Genomic DNA, 14,157 nt, shown 5'->3' with positions numbered 1-14,157 from the left:
TGTGCTGGAGATGACGCGCGAGGAGTTCGAGGAACTGGTCGCCGAGGCGCTGGACCGGATCCCGCCGGAGCTGACGCGGCTCATGGACAACGTCGCGGTGTTCGTCGAGGACGAACCGTCCGCCGACGACCCCGAGCTGCTCGGGCTGTACGAGGGGACGCCGCTGACCGACCGGGGGGAGTGGTACGCGGGGGTGCTGCCGGACCGGATCACGATCTACCGGGGGCCGACGCTGCGGATGTGCGATTCGCGCGAGGACGTCGTCGCCGAGACCGAGATCACGGTCGTCCACGAGATCGCCCACCACTTCGGGATCGACGACGCGCGGCTGCACGCGCTGGGATACGGGTAACGGGTCGCGTGTCCTCTTGTGGGCGGCGGGAGTTGGGCAGGTTGACTCCATCACCCCGCCCCGGAGGTGGCTGCCCGTGCGCCGCTTGTACGTACCTGTCCGCCTGGCCGCCACCGTCGTGGCCGTCGCCGCTGCCGCCGGCTGCATGAGCGTGGGTGACGGCGACGGCGACCGGGCCAGGCCCTCGCACTCGGCCGGGCCACGGGGCGGCGAGGCGCCCGACGGGGGAACGGCCTGGTCCGGCGGAGGTGTCGCGGGCGGCGGGGCCGCGGGCGGCGCCGATCATGGGCGGGGCAAGAACGGGAAGGGCGGCCGGTCGGCCTCGCCGGGTGCTTCGCCGGGCCCGTCCGGCTCGGCGAAGGCGCCGGGGGCGACCGCGTCGGGCTCGGCGCCGGCCAGGCCGGGGCACACCGTGAAGCCGGGCGACCCGCCGCCGCCCCCGCCCGAGCCGACCCCCACCCGCACCACCACGGACCCCGAACCGCCCCCGCCCTCGCCGGAGCCGCCGACCAGCCCGGAGCCGACGGTCGCCGAGCCGTCCTCCTCGGCGCACGAGGACACGAGTCCCCAGCTGGTCCAGCGGGAGCCGGCGCCGGAGGCGGGCTCACCGGTCTAGCGCGGGCCCACCGTCCGGCGGCGGCCGGGATCACCCGCCGGATGCTGGACTCCTCCGGGGCGCCGACCAGGCGTTTCCGGACCGGTTTGCCTTCCGGGGTGGTGGGTGCGTATGGTGGTAGATCGTTTGATCCCATTTGCCCGGCGCCACCGCAGAGCGCGCCGTGTGGCGCGTACTCTCCCTTGCCGTGGCGGACCGCATTGAGGCGGTCGTGTGCGAATCACGGAGTTGACGGGCGCGTGCCGATGAGACTCCGGAAGGTTTCGCAGACGTATGTCTATCACCAGTACCGATCACTCCGTCATGCCCGCGGGCGAGGACCTGACCCCTGAGGCCGCCGAGGCCCCCGAGATCACCTTCGCCGACCTCGGTCTGCCCGAGGGCGTCGTGCGCAAGCTCGCGCAGAACGGTGTGACCACCCCCTTCCCGATCCAGGCCGCGACCATCCCGGACGCCCTGACCGGCAAGGACATCCTCGGCCGTGGCCGCACCGGCTCCGGCAAGACCCTCTCCTTCGGACTGCCGACCCTGGCCACGCTGGCCGGCGGCCGCACCGAGAGGAAGCGCCCCCGCGCCGTCATCCTCACCCCCACCCGCGAACTGGCGATGCAGGTCGCCGACGCGCTCCAGCCGTACGGGGACGTCCTCGGGCTGAAGATGAAGGTGGTCTGCGGCGGTACGTCGATGGGGAACCAGATCTACGCCCTGGAGCGGGGCGTCGACGTGCTGGTCGCCACGCCCGGCCGGCTCCGCGACATCATCGGCCGCGGCGCCTGCTCGCTGGAGGACGTGCAGATCACCGTCCTCGACGAGGCCGACCAGATGTCCGACCTGGGCTTCCTGCCCGAGGTGACCGAGCTGCTGGACCAGGTTCCGGCGGGCGGTCAGCGGATGCTGTTCTCCGCCACCATGGAGAACGAGATCCAGACCCTGGTCGACCGCTACCTCAACGAGCCGGTCTCCCACGAGGTCGACGCCGCCCAGGGCGCGGTGACGACCATGTCGCACCACATCCTGATCGTGAAGCCCAAGGACAAGGCGCCGGTCACCGCCGCGATCGCCTCCCGCAAGGGCCGCACCATCATCTTCGTCCGCACCCAGCTCGGCGCCGACCGCGTCGCCGAGCAGCTGCGCGACGCCGGTGCCAAGGCCGAGGCGCTGCACGGCGGCATGACGCAGGGCGCCCGCACCCGGACGCTGGCGGACTTCAAGGACGGGTACGTCAACGTGCTCGTCGCGACGGACGTCGCCGCGCGCGGCATCCACGTCGACGGCATCGACCTGGTGCTCAACGTCGACCCCGCCGGTGACCACAAGGACTACCTGCACCGGGCCGGCCGCACCGCGCGTGCCGGGCGCACCGGCACGGTCGTCTCGCTCTCCCTGCCGCACCAGCGCCGCCAGATCTTCCGCCTGATGGAGGACGCGGGCGTCGACGCCTCGCGCCACATCATCCAGGGCGCCGGCGCGTTCGACCCCGAGGTGGCCGAGATCACCGGTGCCCGGTCGATGACCGAGGTGCAGGCCGAGTCCGCCGGCAACGCGGCGCAGCAGGCCGAGCGCGAGGTCGCCCAGCTCACCAAGGAGCTGGAGCGCGCGCAGCGGCGCGCCGGCGAGCTGCGCGAGGAGGCCGACCGGCTGGTGGCCCGGGTGGCCCGTGAGCGCGGCGAGGACCCGCAGGCGGCGGTCGTCGAGGCGCAGGCCGAGGCGCCCGTGGCGGCCGAGCTGCCGGACGTCGTCGAGGTGTCGGTGCCGGAGCAGGTGGCGGCGCGGGACGTCGAGCGCTTCGAGCGGCCCGAGCGGCCCGAGCGGTTCGGGGCCTCCTCCTACGAGCGCCGGGAGCGTCGTGACGGCGGCGAGCGTGGTGGCTTCCGCCGCGACGAGCGCCGTGACGATCGCGGTGACCGTGGCGGTCGTTCGTTCGAGCGTCGTGACGACCGTGGCGACCGTGGTGGCTTCCGCCGTGACGACCGCGGTGACCGTGGCGGTCGTTCGTTCGAGCGTCGTGACGACCGCGGTGACCGTGGTGGCTTCCGCCGCGACGAGCGTCGTGACGACCGTGGTGGCCGCTCCTTCGAGCGTCGTGACGACCGTGGCGGTCGTTCGTTCGAGCGTCGTGACGACCGCGGTGACCGTGGTGGCTTCCGCCGCGACGAGCGTCGTGACGACCGTGGCGGCCGCTCCTTCGAGCGTCGCGACGACCGGGGTGGTGACCGAGGCGGCTTCCGCCGTGACGACCGTCCCGCCCGTTCCTTCGACCGGCGTGACGACCGTGGTGGCCACCGCGGCAGCGACCGCCCCTTCAACCGGGACCGCCAGGGCGACCGCCCCGGCTTCCGCACCGGCGGTCACGAGCGTCCGTACGGCCGCCGTGACGACCACCGCGGCGGCGGTTCCTTCGGGCGCCGCGAGGACAAGCCCCGCTGGAAGCGCAACGGCTGACGCCGGCCGAGAGCCGCGTCACTGATCCGAGCCGTGACCCCCCACCGATCCGTCGGTGGGGGGTCACGGCTTTCCGTGGTCAGGCCGGTGAACAGCAGGTAAGAGCGGTAGGTAATGCCTTTCCCCAGGGGGCGGAGGCGGTTGTAGCATCAACCGTTTTCGTGAGACGGGTGTGACGGCCGGGGGGCCGGAGGTGCCGTGGTGGTGCCGGGACCGTCTCCGTTCTCCCGGGGAGGGACCCTCATGGCTCGCCATGGCTTCACACGTCTGCGTCTCGTCGCCGCCTGCGCCGTCCTGGCCGGCGGACTGACCCCACTGCTGCCGGGTACCGCCGTCGCGGACACGCCGCAGGAGACGGTGGTGCCGGCGACCTTGCGGAGCACGTACCTCGGGGCGACGCTCCAGATCACGGGCTCCGGCGCCGACGGAGCCGGAGCCCAGGGCGTGTTCCACACCCTGGAAGGCTCCGGTCTGGTCTGGACGCGGTACGCGGACGGCAGATCCGTGAAGGTCGTGCACCCGACGGGCTACAGCCGGTTCCGCCCGGTCGGCGACGTCATCGCGTACATCTACGCGGACCACCACGTCGACCTGTGGAACGCGGCCGACGGCACGACCCGCACGGTCCGGGTCCCCGACGACATGGAGATGGGCAGCCTCACGGCCTACGACGACGTGGTGGTGGCGGAGCGGAGAACGCAGGAGGAGGACGGGACGACCCGGCGGGAGACCCACCTGCTGTCCCCGGAGCCCGACGGCAGCACCCGCGACATGACGGTGACGGGGCTGCCCGAGGAATACACGATGGCCCGCCCGCTGGGCAGGTACGGCGAGACGGTGCTGTTCCGGGCCGGGCTGACGGGCACCTGGGAGTCCATGGTGGTCGAGGTCGACACGACGACAGGCCGCGTCCGGAGCTGGACGGCCCCGTCGGCCGATCCCTATCTCAAGGTCCGGATCACCGAGGACCACCTGGTCCTCTACAACCCCAGCGACCCGACCGTCCTCGTCCACGACCGTGCCGACCTCGCCGCCGACCCGGTCCGCGTCACCCTGCGGGACGGCGGCATGAACCCGACGCAGGAACTCACCGTGGTCGGTGACTGGCTGGTCCAGGGGTCCTACGCCAGGCCCATCGCCGGCGGTCCCGAGGTGACCCTCTTCACGTCGTCGAGCCCGGGCATCGCCACCGCGTCCGACGGTACGTCCGTGGTCATCGGTCGTACCGGCACGGACGACTGGGGTGTCCAGCGCATCCAGCCCGGCCCGGACGGCCGGCCCGTCGTGACGCAGATCAAGTCCCTGGGCAAGCCGTCGTTCGCGATCCAGGGACTCTCGCTCGACCAGGGCAGGCTCGTCGTCACGGACTACGGCACCAGTAGCGGGGCCACCGGTACCCGTGTCGCCCGGACCCGGACGGTCGCGCCGACGGGCACCCCGGTCTTCGGTTCGGCCGCTCCCCTCACCGACTCCAGCGTCGTCGTCGGCCGTTGCCCGGTCGACGACGACGCCTGCGCCCCCGTCCGTGCCTCGGCCGACGGCAACATCGCGTGGCTGGAGCACCGCTCGGCCGAGCAGGACGTGATCCGCGTCGCCGGTCCGTCCGGCCCCTGGCAGCGCACGGTACCGGCCGGGGGGCGGATCACCGACGTCTCCGGCGACTACCTGATCCACCGGACGGCCACCGAGCAGACGGTGTACTGGATCGGCGACGACGGAGCCCCGGAGCTCATCCGTACGCCCGTGGCCGCCGCGCTGTCCGGCTCCGTGCTGTGGAGCGCGGGCGCCACCCCCGGCAGCGTCACCGCCTACGACCTGGTCACCGGCCGGACCACCGAGACCCTCACCACGGACGCGGGCTGCACCCCGGACGAACTCCAGGCGCTGGGCCGCTTCCTGTACTGGGCCTGCGACGGACGCGCCGGGGTCTTCGACCGGACGGCGAACAAGTCCGTGCCGGTGCCCACGGGCGAGGCCGAGCTGGGCGACGGTTACGTCGTCACGCACGACCGGGCCGCCGGGAAGCTGACGCTCACCACGGTCGCCGACGGCCCGCCCGTGAGCCGGGTGATCGGCGACCTGCCCGACACCGGTGTCTCGCAGCGGGACGTGCGCTGGACGGTGGACGAGGCGGGCGGCAACGCCGCCTACGTCGACGCGCAGGAACGCGTCCACCTCGTTCCCTCCGGCGTGCCGCAGCAGCCGCTGCGCCTGCTGCGCCCCGCACGCAACGCCACCTCCGTGCAGGCCCGGGAGGTCGACGCCGTCCTGGACCCGGTGACCACGCTGCAACTGTCCAAGCCCGCGGCCGGCTGGCGACTGACCGTGCGCGACAAGGTCACCGGCAGGACCGTCGACGTCCACGAGCGGGAGAGGGAGTCCGTCCGCGGCGAGCTGACGGTGGGCTGGGACGGCAACGTGGCGACCGGCGGCCGTCTCCCCAACGGCACCTACGACTGGACACTCACCGTCAACCCCGCCGACGGCGTCGGCGGCCCGCTGGAGACCCGCGGCACCGTCCGGTTGTACGACGGCAGCCCGGTGCGCCACGACCACATGGGCCCGTCGGGCATCGTGGACGGCGTCGGTGACCTGCTGAGCCTCAGCTCCTCCGGAGGTCTGACCTTCCACCAGGGCACGGGCAGGGGCGGGTTCACCGAGAAGCTCACCGGCACCGGCTGGCCGACGAGCGTGAAGGCGGTGCCGGTCGGTGACATGGACGGCGACCGCTGCAACGACGTGCTGGTCAAGTACAGCGGCGGGACGGTACGGCTGTACAAGCCGGACTGCGGCGCCCCGCTGAAGCCGTCGACCTCCTACACGACCATCGCGACCGGCACGGGCTGGAACCAGTACAACGTCCTCACCTCGCCCGGCGACGTGAACAAGGACGGCCGCCCCGACCTGATCGCCCGCAACACCGCCACCGGCGGCGTCTACCTCTACAAGGGCACCAGCACCGGCACGTTCGCCCCGCGCGTGAAGCTCTACGACAACTGGAAGACGTACAAGAAGGTCGTCGGCGCCGGGGACCTCAACGGCGACGGCATCGGCGACCTGGTCGCCCAGGACACGACGAACGCGCTCTACCGCTACTTCGGCACCGGCAAGGGCACCTTCGCCTCCCGGGTCAAGCTGTCCCCCGCCTGGGGCGTCAACTACAACGTCGTCGTCGGCGCCGGCGACGTCACGGGCGACGGCGCGGCCGACCTGATCGCACGCGACACCACCGGCGCGCTCTACCGGATCCCCGGCACCGGCAAGGGCTCCTTCGGCACCCGCGCACGCATCAGCACGGGCTGGCAGGACTACAAGGGATTGTTCTAGGCGGTGACCGGCGCGTCGCGGGGGCGGCGCCTGACGGGTGCCGGTCGGGTGCTCGTCAGGTGCCCGTCCGGTGCCCGTCTCGGCTCGCGAACCGGTGGATCTCCAGCGCTTCCGGACCCTTCCTTCAGGCACCCGGCCCTGTCTCCCGGATACCCGATCGGCGACGCGGCCTCCTCCGGCTATGCTCGGGGAGGCAACATCGCCTGGGCCCTTAGCTCAATTGGCAGAGCAGTGGACTTTTAATCCATTGGTTGTGGGTTCGAGTCCCACAGGGCCTACAGGACAGCCCCCGGCTCGCAGGATCCGAGCCGGGGGCTGGTGTGTTCCTCAAGTCGAGCCGGGTCCCGGCGCGCTGATCCGCCGTCAGCCGCACGCGGCGTGCGCGGGCGCGAGTGCGAGCTCTCCGGTCAGTTCCGCCAGCGGCAGCGTGTGCTGGGTCTGGAGGACCTTGGCGCGCAGGTAGCGGACGTTGTGGGCGGTGGTGAAGACACCGGTGGGGACGCGCTCGTGGACGGCCACGCCGAGACCGCGCAGCTGCTCGGCCTTGTCGGGGTTGTTGGACAGCAGGTCCAGGTCCGTCACGGACAGGGCGCCGAGCATCTGGGCCGCAGCCGTGTAGTCGCGGGCGTCCTCGGGGAGGCCGAGCGCGGTGTTCGCCTCGTACGTGTCGAGGCCCTGGTCCTGAAGGGCGTAGGCGTCGAGCTTGTTGTAGAGGCCGATGCCGCGCCCCTCCTGGCGGAGGTAGAGCAGCACCCCGCCGCGGGTCGCGATGCGCTCGACGGCCTCGCGCAGCTGGGGGCCGCAGTCGCAGCGGGCCGAGCCGAAGACGTCGCCGGTCAGGCACTCGGAGTGCAGGCGCACCAGGGGGCGGGGGCCGGGCTCGCCGAGGACGACGGCCACGTGTTCCTGGCCGTCGGCCAGACCGTGGAAGGTGACCAGGTCGGCGTCGACGCTGTAACCGTCGTGGAAGCGCAGCGGCACCCGGACGCGGGCGCGCACGGTGGCGGCGGTGAAGTCGGGCATACGGGTCTCCGGGATCGGTTGTTTCAGTTTTGAAGCAGCCTCTTGATCGGCGACCCTACCCCATGCTTTAAAGTTAAAGCAAACAGCCCTTGTGCGGTCCCGACCGGCTTCAGGAGCAGGGCGACGACCGGCGCCGCCAGGGCACATCGCCCGACGCGCCCCCCTCGTCCTCTCCCTGCAACGCCTGCGCGACCCCCGTGAAGATCTCCTCCAGCTGGCCCACCTGCTGCGGGGTCAGATGGTCGAACAGCGTCGCGCGCACCGTCCGCACATGTCCCGGCGCCAGCCGCTCGATCGTGGCCATCCCCTCCTCCGTCAGCGCGGCCACGCTCCCCCGCTTGTCCCAGGGGCAGTCCTCGCGCCGTACCAGCCCGTCCTTCTCCAGCCGGGTGACGGCGTACGTCAGCCTGCTGCGGGTGATCTTCAGGTGCTCGGCGAGATCGGTCATCCGGAGCCGGCGTTCCGGGGCCTCGGAGAGATTGGCGAGGATGGAGTAATACATGTGCGGCAGACCGGCCTCCTGCTGGAGCTGCCGGTCGAGCGCGTCCTCGAGGAGAAGGGTGGCCCCCATGTACGCGCGCCAGGCGCGCTGCTCCTGCGGGGTGAGCCAGCGAGTCGTCATGCCGCCAGTGTAGTTTTGCTTAAAACTTGAATCACATAGCCCGGGCCGGCGCGCCACCAGGCACGCGGCCCCCCGGCCGGCAGGCCGCCGGTCCCCGACCCCGACCCGAGGCGGAGCGCGTCCCATGCCCTACCCCTACGTCCTCCTGTCCGCGGCCGTCTCCCTGGACGGCTACCTGGACGACACCGGCCCCGACCGCCTCCTCCTGTCCAGCCCCGCCGACTTCGACCGGGTCGACGAGGTACGGGCCTCCGTCGACGCGATCCTCATCGGCGCCGGCACCATCCGCGCCGACAACCCGCGGCTGCTGGTCAACTCCCCGGACCGCCGGGCGGCCCGGACGGCGGCGGGCAGGCCGGAGTACCCCCTCAAGGTCACGGTCAGCGGCACGGGCGACCTGGACCCCGCCGCCCGTTTCTGGCACACCGGCGGCGAGAAGGTGGTGTACACGACGACGAAGGGCGCCCGGCGCCTGGCGGAGAACCCCGTGGCGGCCGACGTGGTCGCGCTCGGCGACACCGTCGACTGGCGCGCGGTCCTGGCGCACCTGCACGACGTACGAGGCGTCCGTCGCCTGATGGTCGAGGGCGGCGGCACCCTGCACACCCAGCTCCTCCTGGAGGGCCTCGCGGACGAGATCCAGCTGGTGCTCGCCCCCCTCTTCGTCGGCGACCCGGCCGCGCCCCGGCTCTTCGGGCCCGGCGCCTACCCGTCCGGGCGACTGCGCCTGGCCGAGTCCCGGCGGATCGAGGACGTCGTCCTGATGCGCTACGAGCCGACCGCCCCCGGCACCGGCAGCTTCGCCTCGGCCGCCGACCGCCGCTGGCTGGCCCTGGCCTGCGAGCTGGCGGCGCTGTGTCCGCCGTCGGACACGGCGTTCAGCGTCGGCGCGGTGGTGGTGGCGCGGGACGGCACCGAACTCGCCCGGGGACACTCCCGGGAGGGCGGCGACCCGGTCGTCCACGCGGAGGAGGCGGCGCTCGCGAAGATCGACACGGCCGACCCCCGGCTGCCCGGGGCCACCGTCTACACCAGCTTGGAGCCCTGCACCCGCCGCGCCTCCCGGCCCCGCCCCTGCGCGCGGCTGATCCTCGACGCCGGGGTGGGGCGCGTGGTCACGGCCTGGCGGGAGCCGGACACCTTCGTGCGCGACGCGGACGGGAGCGGGACGCTGGCGGCGGCCGGGGTGGAGGTCGCGGTGGTTCCGGAGTACGAGGAGGAGGCCAAGGCGCCCAATCGGCACCTGCGGGGTGAGCGGCACCAGGCGGGGTGAGCGGCACCAGGCGGGGGTGAGCGGCACCAGGCGGTGTGATCGCACCGCGAGCGCGGAAAGAGCTGGTCGGTGAGGGCGGCGGGAAACCCTGGCGCGGAGCGTCCCGTGCATGGCGTACACTGGTGTCTACCGACGCGGGGTGGAGCAGCTCGGTAGCTCGCTGGGCTCATAACCCAGAGGTCGCAGGTTCAAATCCTGTCCCCGCTACTGAAGGCCCGGGGCCGGAATCCAGATCATGGATTCCGGCCCCGAGTCGCTTCCCGGCACGCTCGCGCCCATCATCCGGTCGGCCCGCCCGGCTGGTAGCGGGCCGCCACTCCAGGAACCCTGGACAGGTGCGGTGACCTGCGTAACGGGAGACGACAGTGCGGCCTGCGGAGGCAGAGGGAGAGGGGCCGTACGCCGGATCCGGCGGCCGCGTCCCCGGCGACCCGGCCCCCAGGGACCCTGCCTCCGTCCCCGGCGACCCGGACGACCTCCCCACGTCGGAGAGCCCGGTACCGCCCCTGCCGCCACCCGAGACACGGCCGATCTCCTATGCCGGCACCTTCGTCCGCGTCCTGCCCGCCCTGCTCCTGGTGATCGGCGGCGGCTACGACTACATGACCCCCCGCGGCTTCACCGGCGCGCCCCTGTTCACCGCCGCCCCGCTGATCGCCGCCCCGCTGCTGTCCCGCCGCGCCACGATCCTCACCGGGGTGGCGGCCGTGCTCGTGGTCCTCGGCCTGGACCTCCGGTTCGACGAGGTCACGGAGGTGGAGTCGCTCACCGAGCTGGCGACCGTGGTCACCGTCTCCCTCCTCGCCGTCCTGATCAACGTGCTCGTCCGGCGCAGCCACGCCCGCCTCGACTCGGCCTGGGAGATCGCCGAGGCCGCCCAGCTGGCGGTGCTGCCGGAGCCGGTCGGGCGGATCGGCGGGTTCGAGATCGCCGCGCGCTACGAGGCCGCCCAGGCCGACGCCTTCATCGGCGGGGACCTCTACGCCGTGCAGGACAGCAGGTTCGGCGTGCGACTGGTGGTCGGGGACGTGCGGGGCAAGGGCATGGGGGCGGTCGCCGCGGTCGCGGTGGTCATCGGGGCGTTCCGGGAGGCGGCCGAGCACGAGACGACGCTGGAGGCGGTCGCGCAGCGGCTGGAGCGGGCGCTGGCGCGTGAGGGCACCCGCCGGGACGGGATCGACGCCTTCGAGGGCTTCACCACCGCCGTCCTCGCCGAGATCCCGCACGACGACGGGGTCGTACGGATCCTCAACCGCGGCCATCCACCGCCCCTGATGCTGCACGCCGACGGCACGGTCAGCACGCTGCCCGCCCGTGATCCGGCGCTGCCGCTCGGGATGGGTGAGCTGGGCACCTGGCCGGACCGTGCGCAGGCGTGCCCCTTCCCGGGCGGGGCGACGCTCCTGCTGTACACCGACGGCCTGTCCGAGGCCCGCGACGCGCACGGCGCCTTCTACGACCCCGCTGCCCGCCTTGCCGGCCGGACCTTTCCCAGCCCCGGCGAACTGCTGCGCACGGTGGCCGAAGAGGTACGCCTGCACAGCGGCGGCGGCACCACCGACGACATGGCGCTGCTCGCGGTCCGGCGGCCGGCCGACGAGTGTCACCCCGGGTGATCGAACGAGAGCCCTCCGCATAACGACTGACACACCGTCAGATGTGGAGATGACTCCGAATGACGGTCAACTCGCCCGATTTTCGCCGTTCATAGACCTGTACGTCCCGACAGAAAGCGTTAATGATCAAGTGGAACAGCTTGGAAATCAGGCCCCGGTTCTATTAACGTCCGATAACGCAGCGCGGTCGTCCCAGCCGTCACAAGAGGCGGCTCCGTGCGCACGCGCCGAATCCCGCGCGAGGCCCTCACCGGCCGCACAAGGGAACCGGGGAACCACCACATTGGGGTGAATCGGGCGTATGTCGCCGTAGCAGTACGGCTGATTTACGCGCGTAGGAGACCTTCCTGCTCCGAACCCGTCAGCTAACCCGGTAGGCGAGAAGGAAGGAAAGGAGCACGCCCACGTGGCGTCCAACCGGCCTGCCCCACAGGCCCCGTTCGTGCCGCAGCAGCGCACCGCCGACGGCACCGACACATTCGTCTACGGCGCGCCGCGCACCGACGAGGGGCCGTGGGAGGAGTGGAATCCCAGCGCGGAGACCCTCCTTCCCGTACGCGGCCGGCATCGTGTCAGCAAGCAGCGCGGCGGCGGACTCGCCCGCAGCTCCACCGTTCTCGGCGTCGGTGTCATAGCCGCGGTCGGCGCGGGCGGCATGGCGAGCGCCAACACCGGCAAGCCGCCGGTGTCGATCTCGATGCCCGACCTGCCGAACGTCGGCTCGCTGATCTCCGACGACGACTCCGGCTCCGCCGACACCAAGACCGCGACCGCTCCGCTCAGCAGCCTCGCCACGGCCACCGTGGACACCGCGGAGGGCACCACCGACGCCGGTGAGACGCTGCGGGCCCGCATCATCGCGCAGGCCGAGCAGCAGCAGGAGCAGGTCGAGAGCAAGGCCGCCGCGGAGGCCGTGGCCGCCGCCGAGAAGGCCGCCGCCGAGGCCGCCGCCAAGGCGGAGCAGGAGGCCAAGGAGAAGGCCGCCGCCGCCAAGGCGAAGGCCGAGGAGGAGGCCCGGCAGAAGGCCGAGGCCGAGCGGCTCGCCGCGCTGGCCAAGCAGTTCACGCTGCCGACCTCGTCGTACACCCTCACCTCCACCTTCGGCCAGGCCGGCGCCCTGTGGTCCTCCGGGTACCACACGGGTCTCGACTTCGCCGCGCCGACCGGTACGCCTCTCAAGGCCGTGCACAGCGGCACCATCACCGAGGCCGGCTGGAACGGCTCGTACGGCTACAAGACCGTGCTGACCCTCGACGACGGCACCGAGATCTGGTACGCCCACCAGTCGTCGATCGGCGTCAGTGTCGGCCAGAAGGTCGCCACCGGCGATGTGATCGGCCGTGTGGGCGCGACGGGCAACGTGACCGGCGCCCACCTGCACCTGGAGGTGCACACCGGCGGCGGTGGCATCGACCCGATGGCCTGGCTGCAGAGCAAGGGCCTCACCCCCTGAGGCTCCCGACCCGGGTCCGACGCGAACTCCGGTGGTCCTGACGGCAACCCCCCGACGTCAGGACTGCCGGTTTTCGTCTGTCCGGGGCGCCCCCGCGCCGCCGTCCTCGCCCTACGTCCGGTACGGGTTGTACGCCGGGTAGGGCGTCGCCGGCCCGTGCACGGGCGCCCAGCCGTGGACCGGCGGCAGCAGCACCGGCACGGGCGGAGCGGTCGCCCGCGCCGCGTACTCCAGGGCCGGGCGGGCGATGTCCCGGCGGTTCCACAGCTCCTGGAGCAGCTCGCCTTCCCGTACGACGAAGTCCGCGCGGGCACGGCCCAGGCGGCCCCGGCGCCGGAGGAAGGCGAGAGACGTGGCGTACGCCTCGTACTGCGCGACCGTGCGGCCCGCCGGTCTGCCGAGGTGGTGGCCGGCGTACTCGCGGGCCAGCCGGCGGGCCCGCATCGAGCCGAGGGCGAACGGCTCGGCGGGCGAGAGCCAGCCGGCGACGACATAGGCCGGTAGTTCCTCACGGACGGTCCGCAGCTCGCGCTGGCGCGTCCAGATCACCAGCCAGGTCAGCAGGCCGAACGCGGGGACCATGAAGCCGCCGTACACCGCGAAGAAGCCGTAGTCGCCGAAGGTCGCCGAGCCGTTCCAGAAGGCGTGCATGCCCATCGCGAGCAGCAGCCCGGCCGGGGGCAGCAGGACGCGGCGCAGTCGCTGGCGTTCCCCGGCGAGGGCGGCGATGCCGAAGCCGATGCCGGTGAGCACCGTGAACAGGGGGTGCGCGAACGGCGACATGATGACCCGCACGAAGAAGGTCGCGGCGGTCACCGAGGCGATGCCGCTGTGACCGGCCAGCTGGTCGGTGCCGAAGGCGGTGCCGAGGTAGAGGATGTTCTCGGTGAAGGCGAAGCCGGTGGCGGTGACGCCCGCTATCACCACGCCGTCCACGATGCCGGTGAAATCGCGCCGCCGGAAGAGGAAGAGCAGCAGGATCGCGGCCGCCTTCGCGGACTCCTCGACGACCGGGGCTATGACCGTGGCGCCCCAGGTGTCCGCGCTGGTCGGGTCGGCGGTCGCGGTCGCTATCCACCGGGTCGCGAAGCTGTTGGCGATGATCGCTACCAGCGCGGCGGCGCAGGCGCCCCAGGAGAAGGCGAACACCAGGTTCCGCCAGGGTCCGGGCTCGACCCGGTCCAGCCAGCGGAAGACGGCTATCAGCAGCGGCACGGGCAGGATCGCGAGGCCGAGTCCGACGAGGAAGCCCTCGGTGCCGGTCTGTTCGCGGACCAGGGCGAGGATCACCAGGCCGGACAGGGTGAGCAGCGTGATCAGCGCGCCGTACCGCACCCACCGCCTGTGCCACCAGTGCGCGTGCCGCAGGGTGCCGCCGGCCGGTATGCCGGGGTGCGTCGGGTACGGGGGACTGGTCGCCACGGCATTGACCC

10 protein-coding genes, 2 tRNA genes and 1 riboswitch are annotated in these 14,157 nt (G+C 72.5%); of the genes, 9 read left to right on the top strand and 3 right to left on the bottom strand.

Annotation, left to right across the window (positions count from 1 at the left end; translation table 11 throughout):
* The first annotated feature begins 1 nt into the window (after position 1).
* The 5 genes from ACIP2X_RS19730 (at position 2) to ACIP2X_RS19710 (ending at position 7,015) form a co-directional block, all read left to right on the top strand.
* Positions 2–352 carry a metallopeptidase family protein gene (locus tag ACIP2X_RS19730; RefSeq protein WP_401674581.1) on the top strand — a complete coding sequence of 117 codons (351 nt, stop codon included), beginning with the start codon at positions 2–4 and terminating at the stop codon, positions 350–352.
* Between the two features lie 76 nt (positions 353–428).
* The gene (locus ACIP2X_RS19725) at positions 429–968 is read left to right on the top strand and encodes a hypothetical protein (protein WP_401674578.1); all 540 of its coding nucleotides are present in this window, start codon (positions 429–431) and stop codon (positions 966–968) included.
* A 273-nt stretch (positions 969–1,241) separates the two neighbouring features.
* A complete protein-coding gene (locus tag ACIP2X_RS19720; RefSeq protein WP_401674573.1) occupies positions 1,242–3,410 on the top strand; it encodes a DEAD/DEAH box helicase in 2,169 nt (722 codons plus the stop codon).
* A gap of 243 nt (positions 3,411–3,653) precedes the next feature.
* On the top strand, positions 3,654–6,737 hold the full coding sequence (locus ACIP2X_RS19715; RefSeq protein WP_401674570.1) for an FG-GAP repeat domain-containing protein: 3,084 nt from the start codon (positions 3,654–3,656) through the stop codon (positions 6,735–6,737).
* Positions 6,738–6,942: 205 nt separating this feature from the next.
* Positions 6,943–7,015 (top strand) — tRNA-Lys (locus ACIP2X_RS19710).
* 85 nt (positions 7,016–7,100) lie between these two features.
* Here ACIP2X_RS19710 and ribA read toward each other — a convergent pair.
* Together ribA and ACIP2X_RS19700 are read right to left on the bottom strand one after the other, a co-directional pair.
* The gene (ribA, locus tag ACIP2X_RS19705) at positions 7,101–7,760 is read right to left on the bottom strand and encodes a GTP cyclohydrolase II (RefSeq protein WP_401674567.1); all 660 of its coding nucleotides are present in this window, start codon (positions 7,758–7,760) and stop codon (positions 7,101–7,103) included.
* Positions 7,761–7,869: 109 nt separating this feature from the next.
* Positions 7,870–8,382, bottom strand: a complete 513-nt coding sequence (locus ACIP2X_RS19700) for a MarR family winged helix-turn-helix transcriptional regulator (RefSeq protein ID WP_401674564.1) — start codon at positions 8,380–8,382, stop codon at positions 7,870–7,872.
* Positions 8,383–8,506: 124 nt separating this feature from the next.
* On the opposite strand from ACIP2X_RS19700, the gene ACIP2X_RS19695 reads away from it, so the two are divergent.
* The 4 genes from ACIP2X_RS19695 (at position 8,507) to ACIP2X_RS19680 (ending at position 12,724) form a co-directional block, all read left to right on the top strand.
* A complete protein-coding gene (locus ACIP2X_RS19695; protein ID WP_401674561.1) occupies positions 8,507–9,655 on the top strand; it encodes a dihydrofolate reductase family protein in 1,149 nt (382 codons plus the stop codon).
* Between the two features lie 133 nt (positions 9,656–9,788).
* Positions 9,789–9,862, top strand: a tRNA-Met gene (locus ACIP2X_RS19690).
* 158 nt (positions 9,863–10,020) lie between these two features.
* On the top strand, positions 10,021–11,271 hold the full coding sequence (locus ACIP2X_RS19685) for a PP2C family protein-serine/threonine phosphatase (RefSeq protein ID WP_401674558.1): 1,251 nt from the start codon (positions 10,021–10,023) through the stop codon (positions 11,269–11,271).
* Positions 11,272–11,486: 215 nt separating this feature from the next.
* A riboswitch (cyclic di-AMP (ydaO/yuaA leader) is annotated at positions 11,487–11,666 on the top strand.
* Between the two features lie 11 nt (positions 11,667–11,677).
* Entirely contained in the window at positions 11,678–12,724 is a 1,047-nt protein-coding gene (locus tag ACIP2X_RS19680; RefSeq protein WP_401674555.1) for a M23 family metallopeptidase, read from the top strand.
* 111 nt (positions 12,725–12,835) lie between these two features.
* Here the strand turns inward: ACIP2X_RS19680 and ACIP2X_RS19675 are convergent, their stop codons facing one another.
* Positions 12,836–14,146, bottom strand: a complete 1,311-nt coding sequence (locus ACIP2X_RS19675; protein WP_401674552.1) for a PrsW family intramembrane metalloprotease — start codon at positions 14,144–14,146, stop codon at positions 12,836–12,838.
* Positions 14,147–14,157: the final 11 nt, after the last annotated feature.

The sequence above is a fragment of the Streptomyces sp. NPDC089424 genome, assembly GCF_044749345.1.
Classification (GTDB): Bacteria; Actinomycetota; Actinomycetes; order Streptomycetales; family Streptomycetaceae; genus Streptomyces.
The sequence above is the reverse complement of the archived record's forward strand: the minus strand, read 5'-3'. Positions and strand labels throughout refer to the sequence as shown.

Bases quoted from the DNA above. Each gene is read 5' to 3' on its own strand.
- ACIP2X_RS19720 (WP_401674573.1), top strand. From the start codon at position 1,242: ATGTCTATCACCAGTACCGATCACTCCGTCATGCCCGCGGGCGAGGAC.
- ACIP2X_RS19715 (WP_401674570.1), top strand. From the start codon at position 3,654: ATGGCTCGCCATGGCTTCACACGTCTGCGTCTCGTCGCCGCCTGCGCC.
- ribA (WP_401674567.1), bottom strand. From the start codon at position 7,760: ATGCCCGACTTCACCGCCGCCACCGTGCGCGCCCGCGTCCGGGTGCCG.
- ACIP2X_RS19700 (WP_401674564.1), bottom strand. From the start codon at position 8,382: ATGACGACTCGCTGGCTCACCCCGCAGGAGCAGCGCGCCTGGCGCGCG.
- ACIP2X_RS19695 (WP_401674561.1), top strand. From the start codon at position 8,507: ATGCCCTACCCCTACGTCCTCCTGTCCGCGGCCGTCTCCCTGGACGGC.